The organism is Mesorhizobium atlanticum (assembly GCF_003289965.1).
GTDB lineage: Bacteria > Pseudomonadota > Alphaproteobacteria > Rhizobiales > Rhizobiaceae > Mesorhizobium > Mesorhizobium atlanticum.
This window is the reverse complement of record NZ_QMBQ01000003.1, coordinates 478,805-494,219: the sequence shown is the minus strand read 5'-3', so window position 1 is coordinate 494,219 and position 15,415 is coordinate 478,805. Positions and strand designations below refer to the sequence as shown.

General features: G+C 63.9%; 15 protein-coding genes. 10 read left to right on the top strand and 5 right to left on the bottom strand.

The window, feature by feature from the left end:
• Window positions 1-3: 3 nt before the first annotated feature.
• The 8 genes from DPM35_RS12085 (at window position 4) to DPM35_RS12050 (ending at window position 6,847) form a co-directional block, all read left to right on the top strand.
• Entirely contained in the window at window positions 4-777 is a 774-nt protein-coding gene (locus DPM35_RS12085) for an SDR family NAD(P)-dependent oxidoreductase (protein ID WP_112127489.1), read from the top strand.
• Window positions 778-977: 200 nt separating this feature from the next.
• Window positions 978-2,075: an HlyD family secretion protein gene (locus DPM35_RS12080; protein WP_245431509.1), complete on the top strand. Its 1,098-nt coding sequence runs from the start codon at window positions 978-980 to the stop codon at window positions 2,073-2,075.
• On the top strand, window positions 2,072-3,670 hold the full coding sequence (locus DPM35_RS12075; RefSeq protein WP_112127487.1) for a DHA2 family efflux MFS transporter permease subunit: 1,599 nt from the start codon (window positions 2,072-2,074) through the stop codon (window positions 3,668-3,670). The genes DPM35_RS12080 and DPM35_RS12075 overlap by 4 nt, the downstream gene beginning before the upstream one ends.
• Window positions 3,671-3,748: 78 nt before the next feature.
• Complete coding sequence (locus tag DPM35_RS12070; RefSeq protein WP_112127486.1) at window positions 3,749-4,180, top strand: cupin domain-containing protein; 432 nt, start codon at window positions 3,749-3,751, stop codon at window positions 4,178-4,180.
• Between the two features lie 123 nt (window positions 4,181-4,303).
• Entirely contained in the window at window positions 4,304-5,065 is a 762-nt protein-coding gene (locus DPM35_RS12065) for a copper homeostasis protein CutC (RefSeq protein WP_245431530.1), read from the top strand.
• A gap of 11 nt (window positions 5,066-5,076) precedes the next feature.
• Window positions 5,077-5,574, top strand: coding sequence for a GNAT family N-acetyltransferase (locus DPM35_RS12060; protein ID WP_112127484.1), 498 nt, complete (start codon window positions 5,077-5,079; stop codon window positions 5,572-5,574).
• Window positions 5,575-5,754: 180 nt separating this feature from the next.
• Window positions 5,755-6,129 (top strand): hypothetical protein, encoded by a 375-nt coding sequence (locus DPM35_RS32405; protein ID WP_181591993.1) that lies wholly within the window; start codon window positions 5,755-5,757, stop codon window positions 6,127-6,129.
• Window positions 6,130-6,328: 199 nt separating this feature from the next.
• Window positions 6,329-6,847 carry an SRPBCC family protein gene (locus DPM35_RS12050; RefSeq protein WP_245431508.1) on the top strand — a complete coding sequence of 173 codons (519 nt, stop codon included), beginning with the start codon at window positions 6,329-6,331 and terminating at the stop codon, window positions 6,845-6,847.
• A gap of 2 nt (window positions 6,848-6,849) precedes the next feature.
• On the opposite strand, the gene DPM35_RS12045 is transcribed toward DPM35_RS12050, so the two are convergent.
• From DPM35_RS12045 to DPM35_RS12030, 4 genes are all read right to left on the bottom strand, one after another.
• The gene (locus DPM35_RS12045) at window positions 6,850-7,872 is read right to left on the bottom strand and encodes an acyltransferase family protein (protein ID WP_112127483.1); all 1,023 of its coding nucleotides are present in this window, start codon (window positions 7,870-7,872) and stop codon (window positions 6,850-6,852) included.
• Between the two features lie 201 nt (window positions 7,873-8,073).
• A complete protein-coding gene (locus tag DPM35_RS12040; protein WP_112127482.1) occupies window positions 8,074-8,871 on the bottom strand; it encodes an FAD binding domain-containing protein in 798 nt (265 codons plus the stop codon).
• A 12-nt stretch (window positions 8,872-8,883) separates the two neighbouring features.
• Window positions 8,884-11,232 (bottom strand): xanthine dehydrogenase family protein molybdopterin-binding subunit, encoded by a 2,349-nt coding sequence (locus DPM35_RS12035; RefSeq protein WP_112127481.1) that lies wholly within the window; start codon window positions 11,230-11,232, stop codon window positions 8,884-8,886.
• A gap of 99 nt (window positions 11,233-11,331) precedes the next feature.
• Complete coding sequence (locus DPM35_RS12030; RefSeq protein ID WP_112127480.1) at window positions 11,332-11,832, bottom strand: (2Fe-2S)-binding protein; 501 nt, start codon at window positions 11,830-11,832, stop codon at window positions 11,332-11,334.
• A 269-nt stretch (window positions 11,833-12,101) separates the two neighbouring features.
• On the opposite strand from DPM35_RS12030, the gene DPM35_RS12025 reads away from it, so the two are divergent.
• Together DPM35_RS12025 and DPM35_RS12020 are read left to right on the top strand one after the other, a co-directional pair.
• A complete protein-coding gene (locus tag DPM35_RS12025) occupies window positions 12,102-13,271 on the top strand; it encodes an FIST N-terminal domain-containing protein (RefSeq protein ID WP_112127479.1) in 1,170 nt (389 codons plus the stop codon).
• Between the two features lie 5 nt (window positions 13,272-13,276).
• Window positions 13,277-14,611, top strand: coding sequence for an ATP-binding response regulator (locus DPM35_RS12020; RefSeq protein WP_112127799.1), 1,335 nt, complete (start codon window positions 13,277-13,279; stop codon window positions 14,609-14,611).
• Between the two features lie 9 nt (window positions 14,612-14,620).
• Here the strand turns inward: DPM35_RS12020 and DPM35_RS12015 are convergent, their stop codons facing one another.
• Window positions 14,621-15,304 carry a response regulator gene (locus DPM35_RS12015; RefSeq protein WP_112127478.1) on the bottom strand — a complete coding sequence of 228 codons (684 nt, stop codon included), beginning with the start codon at window positions 15,302-15,304 and terminating at the stop codon, window positions 14,621-14,623.
• Window positions 15,305-15,415 lie beyond the last annotated feature (111 nt).

Sequence of the window (15,415 nt, the reverse complement as noted above, 5' to 3'; positions counted from 1 at the left end):
ACCATGGCCCTGCTCGCCAACAAAACCGCCATCGTCACCGGAGCGAGCTCGGGCATCGGCCGCGCCATCGCGCTGAAATTCGCCGCCGAAGGCGCCAACGTCGTCGTCGCCGACACGCTGGAGCAGCCGATCGAAGGTGGTGAGAGCACCGTCGACATGATCCGTGCGGCCGGCGGCACCGCGATCCACCTCAAGACCGACATTTCGGACTGGAGCGCCGTCGACGCGCTGGTCGGCGCCACGGTTGCGCGATTCGGTCGGCTGGATGTGATGGTGAACAACGCCGCGATCTACACCAGCACCAACCTGATCGAGACGACGCCGGAACAATGGAGCCGCGTCATCGGCGTCAACCTGACGGGCTTCTTCTATTGCAACAAACGCGCCGTCACGCAGATGCTCACCCAGGCGCCGGTCAACGAGGTGCGCGGCCGCATCATCAATGTCTCCTCGCAGCACGGCATGGTCGCCTACCCCGGCGACTTTCCCTATTCCGTCAGCAAGGGCGGCATCGTGCAGATGACGCGCCAGATCGCAGTGGACCATGCCGAAGACCTGATCGTCTGCAACGCCATCGCGCCGGGCAAGATCATCACCGGCAAGCCGGGCGTCGCCAACGATCCCGACGCGCTCGACTATTCGCGCCGCCGCACGCCCTGGCCCAGGCTTGGGCAGCCGAACGACGTGGCGGGCGCGGCGCTGTTTCTCGCCAGCGACATGGCAAGCTACGTCACCGGCATCAACCTGATGGTGGACGGCGGCTGGATGGCGGGCTGACGGCCGGGCCGGTCCCCGGCGGCAGGAACCTTTGCGGAAACCGCTCGTTGACCCTCCTGCGATGGGGCCAACGATATCTGGGACCCGTTCCCATGGACGCCAAAACTGAAAGAAAAGAGCGCGAAACCGCTCCCGCCGAAGAAACGCGGGCTCAGCCCCGCTCCGATCGGCAGGGGCGCCCGCCGGGCGACGAAAAACGCGTGGAAAATCGGCGCGCGGACGATAAGCGCGCGCAAGGCACGCAGGCGGATGACGGTCCGACGGACAGCAACAAACCCGGCCTCGTCAGACGCCATCCCTACATAGCGGCGACCGCTGCCATCCTCATCCTGTTGGTCATCGCCGCCGTGGTCATCTGGTGGATCGACGCTCGGCAGTATGAATGGACAGACGATGCCTTCATTGACGCCCGCACCGTGACGGTCGGCGCTGAAATTGCCGGACGCATCACCGATGTCGCCGTCACCGACAACCAGCCGGTCGAGGCAGGTGCGGTGCTTCTGCGCATCGACGACAGCGACTATCAGGCTTCGCTCAAACAGGCGGAAGCCGGCGTGGTGGCGGCGCGGGCCGAGATCGCCAACGTCCAGGCGCAGACCCAGGCGCAAAACGCCAAGATCGATGCGGCTGAAAAGCAGGTAGCTCAGGCGCAGGCGGCGCTCGAATTTGCCAAATCGGAGGACCAGCGCAATCGTGAGCTCCTGGCCAAGGGCACTGCCACGCAACAGCAGGCGCAGCAGGCCGCTTCGACCTTGCGCCAGGACCAGGCGGCGCTGGACGCCGCCAACGCCAATGCCGAAGCGGCGAAAAGCCAGCTTGCCGTCCTGCAGGCGCAAGGCAAAAGCGCCGAGGCCAAGCTTCGGCAGGCGGAGGCCGCCGAGAACCAGGCCAAGACCACCCTCACCCGCACGACCATCACCGCGCCCGTCGCCGGCCATGCCACCAGCGTCACGGCGGCGAGAGGCACCTACGCACAGCCCGGCCAGGTGCTGATGATGTTCGTGCCCAACGACGTCTGGGTGAAGGCCAATTTCAAGGAGACGCAGCTTGACCTGATGCGGCCGGGCCAGCCCGTCGACATCGCCATCGACGCCTATCCGGAAAAGACCTTCCATGGCCATGTCGATAGCGTTCAGGCCGGCAGCGGCACGGCGTTCAGTCTGCTGCCTGCCGAAAACGCCACCGGCAATTTCGTCAAGGTGGTGCAACGCGTGCCGGTCAAGATCGTGTTCGAGCAGCCGCCCGGCGTCTATCTCGGTCCCGGCATGTCGGTGGTTCCGACGGTCAAGGTACGATGAGCGATGCAGCGACAGTCCAGGGCAACGAAAGCCGTTCCGCCGCCGGCGGGCGCAACCCCTGGCTCATCGCGATCGTCGTCTCGATCGCGACGTTCATGCTGGTGCTCGACACCTCGATCGCCAATGTCGCGCTGCGCAACATCGCCGGCAGCCTGGCCGCCGGCATGGACGAGAGCACATGGGTGATCACCACCTATCTCGTCGCCAACTCCGTCATCATCCCGGTCAGCGGGTGGCTGACCAGCGTCATCGGCCGCAAGCGCTACTACATGATCTGCGTCGCGACCTTCACGCTGTCGTCGCTGCTGTGCGGGCTGGCGCCCAACCTGCCGACGCTGATCGCCTTCCGCATCCTGCAGGGGCTCGGCGGCGGCGGCATGGCGCCGAGCGAGCAATCGATCCTGGCCGATACCTTTCCGCCGGAGAAGCGTTCGCAGGCCTTCGCGCTTTACGGGATTGCCGTCATCGTCGCGCCGACGGTGGGACCGACCATTGGCGGCTGGCTGACCGACAATTTCTCCTGGCATTGGATCTTCTTCATCAACGTGCCGTTCGGCATCATGTCGCTGGCGCTCGTGCAATGGCTGGTGATCGAGCCCGACATACTCGAACGCGAGCGCCAGGAGCGGTTGAGCAAAGGGCTGAAGGTCGACTGGATCGGCTTCATCCTGGTGGCGATGGCGCTCGGCTGCCTCGAAGTCTTTCTCGACGAAGGCCAGCGCAACGATTGGTTCGCCTCCACCTTCATCACCACCTTCGCCGTGATCTCGGCGGTATCGTTCCTGCTGCTGGTTCCCTGGGAGTGGACAAGGCGCGATCCGATCGTCGATATCCGCCTGCTGTTCAGCCGGCAGTTCGGCATGTCCTTCCTGGTCATGATGGCGGTGGGCGCCGTGCTCTTCAGCACCACGCAGCTTTTGCCGCAGTTGCAGCAGACGACCTTCGACTACACGGCCACCCTTTCAGGCCTGTCGATGATGCCGGGCGGCATTGCCATGCTGATGCTGATGCCGATCTCGGGCTTTGCCGCCGGTGTCGTCCAGCCGCGCTACCTCATCATGCTAGGCATGTCGGTGATCGCAGTCGCGCTCTGGCACACGACCTCGCTGACGCCCGACGCCAGCTTCAGCTTCTTCGCCTATGCGCGCGTCTATATGATGATCGGCCTGCCGTTCCTGTTCATCCCGATCTCCACCGCCGCCTATGTCGGCCTGCCGCCGCAGAAGACCGACCAGGCATCCTCGCTGATCAATGTCGCCCGCAACATCGGCGGCAGCATCGGCGTGTCGCTGTCCAACACGGTGATTGCCCAGAACGCCCAATTCCACCAGTCGGTGCTGGTCGGCCACACGGCGCAGTCGAGCGCGGCCTATCAGCAGACGCTTCGCCAGGTGACGAACCACTTCGTCGCCGAAGGCTCGCCCCTGGTCGAGGCCAGGCAGCAGGCCGTCGGCTGGATCGGCCAGGAGATCGGCCGCCAAGCGTCGCTGCTCGCTTATGTCGATGTGTTTTTCTACTGCGCGATTGCAACGGCGGTGCTGGTGCCGTTTGCCCTGTTGCTGCGGCCGCCCAAACAGGTGCCAGCCAAGCGGTAGCTATTCTATAGTCCCGAGAGTCCCGAGCTTGCGCCTTAGCGTCCTCCGCGCCAAGCTGGCGGCCACTGGAGGAATCTCATGCGCAACATCATGACATCGGCGCTGTTTTTGGCGGCGGCATTTTTCACGACCAGCGCAAACGCGCTGGACAGTTCTAACACGCCCGTCGTGGTGACACCGCTGGCGTCGAAGACGACGACCGCGTCCGGCCAGCCGATCACGCTGCCGCAAAAGAACGTGGAGGTTCAGGTCTCTGCCTATCAGATCGCCCCGGGCACGACGCTCCCGGTGCACAAGCACCCCTTCCCGCGCTATGCTTATGTCGAGCAAGGCACGCTAAAGGTGACCAATGTCGAGACCGGTGTTGCCAACACCTACAAGACCGGCGACTTCATCGTCGAGATGATCGGCCAATGGCACCAGGCGACCAATATCGGCGCCGATCCAGTGAAGCTCCTGGTGATCGACCAGGTCGAGCAAGGCGCCAAGAACACCGTTCTGAAGCAATAACCGTCAGGCGCTCGCCCGGTGCACCCCTGACAGGTTGTTCAAGTCGGGGCGCCTGGACCGATCGTTGCGGCTTTCAAGGCGGTGGGCCGGATGCTAGGGCTGCTCTCTCGCCAACCATGGATGATGCCCGTGACCGCCGCCTCAAAACCCCTGATCGAAATCTGCGTCGAAGGCATTGACGGGCTGCTGGCCGCGCAGGCCGCCGGCGCCGACCGGGTGGAACTCTGCGCCAGCCTGGTCGAGGGCGGCATCACGCCGAGCCTCGGCACGGTGCGAGCCGCGCTCGAAAGCGCGACCATTCCCTTCCACGTCATCGTTCGGCCGCGCGGTGGCGATTTCCTCTACAGCGAGGCCGAATACCGCTCGATGCTCGCCGATGTCGAAGCGCTGCGCGAGCTCGGTGTCGCCGGCGTCGTCGTCGGCTGCCTGACCGCCGACGGCGCCATCGACGAGGCGCGCATGAGCGCTCTCGTTGAGGCCGCCGGCCCGCTCAACGTCACCTGTCACCGCGCCTTCGACATGACGCGCGACCCGACGGAGGCGCTCGAGACGCTGATCCGCTGCAAGGTCGGCCGCGTGCTGACCAGCGGCCAGCGCGACACGGCGGTCGAAGGCATGGAGCTTCTGGCCAAGCTCGTGCGCCTGGCCGGCAATCGCATCATCATCCTGGGCTGCGGCGCGCTGGCGCCCGACACAATCGGCGAGGTGCGCAGGCGGACCGGACTGACCGAGATGCATTTCGCCGCGCTCACGGATGTGCCGAGCGCCATGCGCTACCGCAACCCGAATGTCGGCATGGGCGGCACGGACCTCGATCGCGAATACCGCAACACGGTGACCGACGGAGCCGTGGTGGCGGCGACCATCGCGGCCGCGAGAGCCTGAAGGCGCAAACAATGAGCAAGGAATTGCTGCCCATCGAACAGATCTCGCCCGCCGACGAGGCCGTCATCCTCGCGCTCAATAACGCGCATGCGGCGGAACTGTCCTGGCTCGAGCCGGAACAGCTTTCCTTCCTGCTCGGCGAGGCTTTCTACACCCGCCGAATCGGCGCGCTCGAAGCCTTCATCCTTTGCTTCGACCAGGACGCAGATTACGAAAGCCCGAACTTCCTCTGGTTCCGCGAGCGCTATCGGCGCTTCGTCTATGTCGACCGCGTGGTGGTCGCCGCCACGGCGCGCGGCCGCGGCCACGCCCGCCGCCTTTATGAAGATCTGTTCGAGCAGGCCCGGCGCGCCGGCCACACGGCCGTCACCTGCGAGGTCAATGCCGATCCGCCCAACCCGGCTTCCGATGCCTTCCACGCCGCGCTCGGCTTCGCCGAAGTCGGCGGTGCCGTGATCCATGGCGGCAAGAAGTCGGTGCGCTACTGGGCAAAGCCCCTCACTGAATGAACAAGGTCGGATTTCTGGGAAGAAATGGCCCGATCCACCGAAGAGCCATTCGTCCATTGTTGCGGTCTGCAACTTAACTTGAGTAGCTATGCCTGCTGCTGGCAAGCTTTCAAATCTCGATCTAAGCTGCAGTGACAGTTGACTGGAAAGGCGAGTTGACTGGAAGAAGAGGGGGAGCGCTTGAGCCGCATTTTGATAATGGTGATCGCCGGAATCTGCTTCACAATATCGACTGCTTCAGCCGAGCAGGGAGAGCAGCCGAACATCAATTACCTGGCCCGTATGGCGGATGGAAAATTGCATCGGGCCGCGACAATTTCAGGCAACATCTATGGTGTATTGAAAAGGTGTCCAGCGTTGAAGCCAAGCGAAAGTGGAAAAGCCATGATGGCTGTCTCCATCCTTTTGTACGATGGGCTAAATAAACACTTGGCGCCGGATCCGGCCAAGTTCCAGCGGGCAATCCGTGTGTTTGAAGGCTCTTACCGCAAAGCCGTTCTGAGCAAGGTCAATTGCCAGGCCGAGAAGGCCAAGGACCCAGATAGTTACCGGTAAGGTTTCCCCCTGGGATCTGTCCCCGGCCACCTTCGATCCGCGTCCCGACTGCGGATGTCTTCCATACCGCATTCGGCATTGCTGACTTCGGCGATGCCGTCATCCATGGCGGCAAGAAGTCGGTGCGCTATTGGGCAAAGCCCATCACCGCCTGATCAGCATCCGGCGCCACTGGCCAGGAAAACAAGCCGCAGCTAATATGGCCGCTCCGCTGGCCCGGGGGCGCGACATCATGCCGAGCAATGTCTTCCGCTTCGACGAAAGCTGGGACATCCCTGAAGGCACGCCGCAGGAAGTCTGGGACGTGCTGTCGGACGCTGAGCTTCTGCCGCTCTGGTGGGGCGATGCCTATAAGGAAGTCGAGCCGCTCGACAAGAAGGGCAAGGGCGTTGTCGGCGCCCGCGCCAGGGCGAGAGCGCGCGGCGCCCTGCCTTATGAGCTGAACTTCATCATCGAGGCTGCCGAGCTTATACCCGGCCGGCTGGTGGTGGTAAAAACCTTCGGCGATTTCGACGGGCTCTGGCGGGCGGAGCTGTCTCCTTTGGGAAGCGGCACGCATGTCGATCTGGTCTGGCAAGTCACGGTTGAGAGGCCGATCCTCAAATTCCTGGCGCCGCTGCTCAGGCCGGCCTTCGCCTGGAACCATCGCTGGACGACGCCGCGCGGCGAAGCCGGGCTTCGCCGCTACCTCGCCGCCCGAAAGAACGGCAAGGCCTGACCTCACCAGTTGCGGTTGAGCCAGCCGCGAGCCGGCTTCTCGACGATGTAATAGCTCGCCAGCGCGCAGCCGAACACGGCCGCCAGCATCGGCACCGGCGCGCTGCCGCGCTCATCGACGAATTTGTAGAAGGGCTGCTGCCAGAGATAGAGCGAATAGGACCACAGGCCGAGCATGACCATCGGCCGCGACGACAGCAGGTCCGTCAGATAGGAACCGTCGAATTCCAGTGTGTTGACGGCCAGCGCCAGCAGCGGCACGCCGACGAGATAGTGGATCGGGGTCGGCACCGGATTGAGGAACAGCAACACGCCGCCGGCCGCAGCCGCAAGCGCCACATGCTGGCTTTTCAGGAAAGCCGGCAGGCGGCCATCGGCCTTGAGCAAGCAGATTGCGGTGGACAGCAAGATGGAAGCGATATGCACGTCGGTGCGCCAGTAGCTGGTCTCGTAGCTCATGCCGAGAAGCCCGTACGAAATGGCGCCGTTGGCCATAGCCAGCAGCGCCAGCACCGTCAGCAGCCGCACGACATTCGCCCTGCCGGTGACTATCACGCTGATCAGCGCCAGCAGGATATAGGAGTGCTCCTCGACGCAGAGTGACCAGATATGGTCGAGCGCGCCGGCCCGGTTGATGAAGATGCCGGCATAATTGTAGGTGAAGGTCAGCGCCGTCAGCGCCGCCTTCCATTTGAACATGATGAAGGTCCCGGCAAGGCCGATCATGGCGGCAATCACGAACACCACCAGCGCCGGATAGATGCGCGAAAAGCGGCGCTTGAAGAATTTCTTCAGCGGAAAACGCTCGATGAACAGGATCTCGCCCATCAGCCGGCCGCTCAGCACGAAGAAGAACTCGACGCCGAGCACGCCAAGATTGATTCCTGGAACCGGAAAGAAATGGCCGATCAGCACCAGCGCGATCGACAAGCCGCGCCAGCCGTCGAGATAGGCGAGCCTTGTGCGTGCGGCTTTGTCTTCTGAGGCCCGTGGCAAGGCACCGGCGGTCGCGGAGATGTCGGTCATGCCCGTCTTTCGCAACTCGAGGCCCCGCACGGATTACCGTGCCGGAACCGCTTCGTCTCCCGCCGCGCTTATTTTGCAGTGCGGGATATTATTGTGCAAGTGCGAAGCTACGAATTCTCGGAGCATGCCCGCCAAGTGGTTGCGAATACAAAAAGAAAAGGGGCCGCGACGGCCCCCTCCTTCATCCGGGTCGAAAGCGTTTCAGGCGTTGGCGGCGGCCACCGCGCGCTTGGCCATCACCGCGATCAGACTGGCGCGGTAGTCGGCGGAGGCGTGGATATCGCTCATCAGTCCCTTTGCCGGCACTTTGAGGCCGTCGAGCGCCGAGGCGTCAAAATTCTTCGACAGCGCCGTCTCGACTTCCTTGGAGCGGAAGACACCGTCCTCCCCGGCGCCGGTCACCGCCGCCCTCACCCCGTCCTTGCCCTTGGTCACGAACACGCCGACAATGGCGTAGCGCGAAGCCGGGTTGCGGAACTTCTGGTAGGCCGCCTTGGCCGGAGCGGTGAAACTCACCGCCGTGATGATCTCGCCCTCCTTCAGCGCCGTCTCGAACAGACCCTTGAAGAATTTGTCCGCCGCGATCTCGCGCTTGTTGGTGATGATCGTCGCGCCCAGCGCCAGCAATGCCGCCGGATAATCGGCCGCCGGATCGTTGTTGGCGATCGAGCCGCCGATCGTGCCCTTGTAGCGCACCGCCGGATCGCCGATCAGCGATGCCATATGCGCCAGCGCCGGGCAGGCCTTCTTCAAATTCGCGTCGGCCGAGACGTCGTAATGCGTGGTCGCGGCGCCGATGGTGACCGTCTTGCCGGACACCTTGACGCCCTGAAGCTCCTTCAGCCGTGACACGTCGACGAGGTCCGACGGCGCCGCCAGCCGCGTCTTCATGGCGGGGATCAAGGTCATGCCGCCGGAGAGCAGCTTGGCATCGCCGCTCTTCAGCAGCTTTGCGGCGTCGGCGACGGAGGCGGCGCGATGGTAATTGACGGAATACATGACCGCTCCTCCTTAGTGCTTCTTGGCGCGGATTGCTGACCACACGGTCGACGGCGACGCCGGCATGGCGATATCGCCGACGCCGAGCGCGTCGGTGATGGCGTTGATGACCGCCGGCGGCGAACCGATGGCGCCGGCCTCGCCGCAGCCTTTGATGCCGAGTGGATTGCCTGGGCATGGAGTGTTCGAGGTCGAGACCTTGAACGACGGCAGGTCGTCGGCGCGCGGCATCGTGTAGTCCATGTAGCTCGCCGTCAAAAGCTGCCCGTTGCCGTCGTAATGGGCGCCTTCCAGCAACGCCTGGCCGACGCCCTGGGCGATGCCGCCATGCACCTGCCCCTCGACGATCATCGGATTGATGATGTTGCCGAAGTCGTCCGCCGCGACGAACTGGACGATCTCCGTCGTTCCGGTTTCCGGATCGATCTCGACCTCGCAGATGTAGCAGCCGGCCGGGAAGGTGAAGTTGGACGGGTCGTAGAAGGCCGTTTCCTTCAGGCCGGGCTCCATGCCCGCCGGCAAATTGTGGGCGGTATAGGCGGCAAGCGCCACCTGGAACCAGGGCAGGTTCTTGTCGGTGCCGGCGACCTTGACCTCGCCATTCTCGATGACAATGTCGCCTTCATCCGCTTCGAGCAGATGCGCCGCGATCTTCTTGGCCTTGGCCTCGACCTTGTCGAGCGCCTTGACGAGCGCCGATAAGCCCACGGCGCCGGAACGCGAGCCGTAGGTGCCCATGCCCATCTGCACCTTGTCGGTGTCGCCATGGACGATCGAGACCGAGTCGATCGGTACGCCGAAACGCTGGTTGACCACCTGTGCGAAGGTCGTCTCGTGGCCCTGGCCATGGCTGTGCGAGCCGGTCAGCACTTCGATCGTGCCGACGGCGTTGACGCGCACCTCCGCCGATTCCCAGAGGCCGACACCGGCGCCGAGCGAGCCGACCGCCGCCGACGGCGCGATGCCGCAGGCTTCGATGTAGCAGCTCATGCCGATGCCGCGCAGCTTGCCGCGCTTGGCGGCATCCGCCTTGCGGTTGGCGAAGCCGGCATAGTCGGCCGCCTTCATCGCCGCGTCGAGCGAAGCGTTATAGTCGCCGGCGTCGTAGTTCATGATCACCGGCGTCTGATGCGGGAAGGATGTGATGAAGTTCTTGCGCCTGAGCTCCGCCGGCGACACGCCAAGCTCGCGCGCGGCCGTCTCCATGGTGCGCTCCAGAAGGTATGTGGCTTCCGGCCGGCCTGCCCCTCGATAGGCATCGACCGGTGCCGTGTTGGTATAGACGGTGCGCACATTGGCGTGGATGGCCGGGATGTTGTACTGGCCCGACAGCAGCGTGGCGTAGAGATAGGTCGGCACGCAGGACGAGAACAGCGACATGTAGGCGCCGAGATTGGCGATCGTGTCGACCTTCAGCCCTGTGATCCGGTTGTCCTTGTCGAAGGCCATTTCCACCATCGAGACATGGTCGCGGCCATGCGCGTCCGCCAGGAAGCTCTCGGTGCGGTCGGCGACCCATTTCACCGGCACCCCGGTCTTCTTCGAGGCCCACAGACAGACAATCTCTTCTGGATAGATGTAGATCTTGGAGCCGAAGCCGCCGCCCACATCCGGCGCGATGACCCTGAGCTTGTTCTCCGGCGCGACGTTGTAAAAAGCGCTCATCACCAGCCGCGAGACATGCGGGTTCTGAGAGGTCGTCCAGCAGGTATAGTGGTCCTCGGCCTTGTCGTAATGGCCGAGCGCCGCGCGCGGCTCCATGGCGTTGGGCACAAGGCGGTTGTTGACGATCTTCATGCGCGTGACATGCGCCGCCGACTTGATCGCAGCATCGGTCGCCTTGGCGTCGCCGATCTCCCAGTCGAAGATCAGGTTGTTGTCGGACTCGGCATGGATCTGCGGCGCGCCGGGTTGGATCGCCTTGGTGGCGTCGACCACGGCCTTCAGTTCCTTGTAGGTGATCTCGACCGCTTCGGCCGCGTCGCGTGCCTGGCCCTTGGTGTCGGCCACGACGATGACGACGGCATCGCCGACATAGCGCACCTTGTCGACCGCGAGCGGCGACCAGGCGCCCATCTTCATCGGCGTGCCGTCCTTCGAATGGATCATCCAGCCGCAGATCAAATTGCCGATACCGTCGGCCTTGAGCTCCTTGCCGGTGAGCACGCCGACGACGCCGGGCATGCCTTGAGCCTTTTTCACATCGATCTTCTTGATCTGTGCATGCGCGTGCGGGCTGCGCACGAACACGGCATGCTTCATGCCGGGAACCACCATGTCGTCGACATAGCGGCCGCCGCCTGTGATGAACCTCTTGTCTTCCTTGCGCGCCACGCGGGCGCCGACGCCTTCGATACCCATGAGAAATTCCTCCTCCGGTGAATGGTGAATTGTAAAATGGTGAATGGTCGAACGTGCCAGCCAGCGGCACTATTCACCATTCACTATTCACCATTCACTCTAAGCTGCCTGCTTCGCCTTGCCCTTCGACCCCTTCGCCATCGCTTGCGATGCGGCGAGGATCGCCTTCACGATGTTGTGGTAGCCCGTGCAGCGGCAGATATTGCCTTCGAGCTCGGCGCGCACCGTCGCCTCATCGAGGCCCTCGGGATGACGCGCGATCATGTCGGTCGCGGTCATGATCATGCCTGGCGTGCAGAAGCCGCATTGCAAGCCGTGATGCTCCTTGAACGCGGCCTGGACCGGATGCAGTTCGGCGCCGTCGGCCAGCCCTTCGATGGTGACGATGGTCGAGCCTGAGGCCTGAACGGCCAGCATCGTGCAGGATTTCACCGCCCGGCCGTCTACATGCACGACGCAGGCGCCGCATTGCGACGTATCGCAACCGACATGCGTTCCGGTGAGGCCCAGATGTTCCCGTAGGAAATGCACCAGCAGCGTTCGGTCCTCGGCGCTCCCGCTGACCCGTTTCCCATTCACAGTCAACGACACGTCCGACATGCAACCTCCCTGGGTATTAACCTTGGTATCACTTGCCGATGCCGTGCCTCGGCAGTGCGTTATTCGGGGTAGCGTACAACGGGCAAAACAGCGCTGCCAGCGCTCCGCTCCTTGTACTTTCGGTCATGGCCGGCATGCTGTCGGGCACGCTCACCGGCCCATTGCCAAATCAGCGATTGAGGGCAAAGATGCCCTCGACGCGGGGCGTGCCTGGCACGCATAAGAAAAGATACGCATAAACCGCGTCGGAGGAATTACGGAGAAGGCAGCTGGCGAGTTCGAGCACACGCTATGCGTCGGGCCTTTCGGCGCTCACCACGGACGAGCCCGACCCGAATGCCTTTGCGCGGGCCATCGCCGCCGAAGCGGCAATCGTCGATGCCGGCTTCGCGCTTCTGTTCTTCTCCCAAGGCCTGGTCGATGCGGCGGCGCTGGCGCAGGCGCTGAAAGCATACGCGCCGTCGCTCGCCTATGCGGGCTGCTCTACCGCCGGCGAGATCACGCCGCAGGGACTGGAGGAAGGGCATATCCTTGCCCTGCTTTTGCCTTCGGCGTCGTTTTCGACCGTGTCCGTCATGGTCGAAAACCTCTCTTCGTCCAGCATGGACAGTATCACCGGCGAGGTCGCGGCGTTGCGGCGGCTGCTGCGCGGGCGCATCGGCCACGACCGCTCCAAGGGGATTTTCGCGCTCTGTTTCATCGACGGGTTGTCCTATGCCGAGGAGGCGGTGACCTCGGCCATCCACTGGGGGCTGGACGACGTCCCGCTGATCGGCGGCTCGGCCGGCGACGACCTCAAATTCGAGACGACCAGGCTGATGGCCAATGGCCGGGTTGCCTCCGACAGCGCCATCATCGTGCTGGTGGCGACCGAAATCCCTTTCCACGTCTTCAAGACCGACAATTTCATCCCGACCGACGAGAAGCTGGTGGTGACGGCGTCCGACCCCGACCATCGCATCGTGCGTGAATTCAACGCCGCCAACGCGGCGGAGGAATACGCGGCCTCCGTCGGCATCCTGCCGCAGACGCTGACGCCGCTGAGCTTTGCCTCGCACCCCGTCGTCGTGAAGGTCGGCGGCGAATATTATTGCCGATCGATCCAGCGCATGCACCCTGACGGCTCGCTGTCCTTCTTCTGCGCCATCGACGATGGTATCGTGCTTTCCATCGCCCAGCCGAAGAACATGGTGGAATCGACGCGCACCGCTTTCGAGGATGTCGAGCACAAGCTCGGCGGGATAGACATGATCCTGGGCTTCGACTGCGTGCTGCGCCGGCTCGATGCGCGCAACCGCCAGGTCTTCCGCGACATTTCCGAGCTCTACCGGACCAACAAGGTCATCGGCTTCGGCACCTATGGCGAGCAGTATCGCTCGATGCATCTCAACCAGACCTTTACCGGCATCGCCTTCGGCGAGCGCCAGGCGGCCGAGTGAACGAGATGCCGCTGCGCGACATCGACGACGTCGAAAGGCTGAAGAAGATCAACGCGGCGCTGGTCAGCCGCGTCGAGCGCTCGATGGACCAGCAGGGCAATGCCTTCTCGCTGTTCCAGACCGCGATTTCGCTGGAAAACCGGGTGCGCAACCGCACAGAGGAATTGCACGCGACGCTGCGCCGGCTCGAGCAATCGAACATCGATCTCAGCGCGGCGAAGGAAAATGCCGAGCTGGCGAACCTCTCTAAGACCAGGTTCCTCGCCGCCGCCAGCCACGACGTGCTGCAGCCGCTCAACGCCGCGCATCTGTCGGTCTCGGCGCTGGCCGAGGTCCAGACCAGCGAGGAAGGCAAAAAGCTGGTGCGCCAGGTCGAGCGCTCGCTGGAGACGATGGAGGACCTCTTACGCACGCTGCTCGACATTTCCAAGCTCGACGCCGGCGTCGTGCAGCCCGAAATCGGCGATGTCAGCCTGGAGACGCTGTTTTCCTCGCTGCGCTCGGATTTCCAGCCCGAGGCGGAAAAGAAAAGCCTGTCGCTGAAGTTCCGGCCGGTCAATGTCGTGGTGCGCTCCGACCGCACGCTGCTCAGGCGCATCCTGCAGAACATCCTCTCCAACGCGCTGCGCTACACCCGCTCCGGCGGCGTGCTGGTCGGCACCAGGCATCGCGGCGATACCATCCGCATCGACGTCGCCGACACCGGCTGCGGCATTGCCGAGGACCAGCGGGAAGCGGTGTTCGAGGAGTTCCATCGCGGCACCTCGACGCTTGCCGACGGCGGGTTGGCCGGCGGACTGGGACTGGGCCTCGCCATCGTGCGCCGCATGGCGGCCGCACTAGGCCATCCCGTCACCTTTTCCTCGAGGGTTGGGCGCGGCACCATCTTCCACATCGACGTGCCGATCGGCATGGCGGCCGAACCGGTGGCCGCCGTTGCTGACATGGACCGTCCGCGCGGCTACGGCCTGTTCGGCACCAAGGTCTTGCTGGTCGAGAACGACGCCGACGTGCTCTCCGCCATGACCTCGCTGCTCGAACGCTGGCAGTGCCTGGTGCGCGCCGCGACCTCGACCGACGACGCGCTCGATCTTCTGGGTGACACCGACTGGGTGCCCGACATCGTCATCGCCGACCAGCATCTCGACGGTGGCGACCTCGGCACCGCGACAATAGCCGAAGTGCGCGACTATCTCGGCCGTGCGGTACCGGCGCTGATCGTCACTGCCGATGGGTCAGAGCTCGTCGCCAAGGCCGCCCGTGCCGCCGGCATAGAGCTGATGCGCAAGCCGCTGAAACCCGCGCAGCTGCGCGCGCTGCTGGCGCATTTGCTGGCTTAGAATTGCCCTTCAAAACCCCGCCTGATCCCGAAACAGCTCCGCATTGTCGAGCTTCGACACCTCGATCACCGCCTGCGTCCTGCTGTACACGTTGAGCTTGCGCAATATCTCCGAGACATGCGCCTTCACCGTGGTCTCGCCCACCTGCAGCTCGTAGGCGATCTGCTTGTTCAGCATGCCCTGGCGCAGCATCTGCAGGACCCTCAGCTGCTGCGGCGTGAGCCTCGCCAGGCGCTGCACCATGTCGGCGCGGTCGGTGCTGTCGGGGTCCGGCGGCTGGCCCTCGTAGTTCTCCGGCACGTAGACGGCGCCTTCCATCACCGAGCGAATGGCGGCGGCGAGGTCGCTCTTGCGCGCCGACTTCGGGATGAAGCCGGCGGCGCCGTAGGAGAGCGCCTCGGAAATGATCTTCGGCTCCTCGTAGCCGGAGACGATCACCACCGGCAGACGCGGATAGCGGGTCCTGAGCTGCAGCAGGCCTTCGAAGCCATGCACGTCGGGCATGCTCAAATCGAGCAGCGCGAGATCGAACGGCTTGGCGTCGGCAAGAAGCTCGATCGCCTCCGCGATCGAGCGGGCCTCGACCGTGTCGACATCCGGATAGGCCATCTGCACGGCGCTGTGCAGCGCCTCGCGAAACAGCGGGTGGTCGTCGATGATCAGGAAGCGGGCGCGGTCGCTGACGGAGCTCATTGCGAAGGTTCGGGCATGATTTCGATTTCGTCGGGCACAGGATAGTCCGGTCACCATGGCCAGATTATTGGCAAATAGTATATCGCCCAATGGTACAGGCCCCCAATGGTA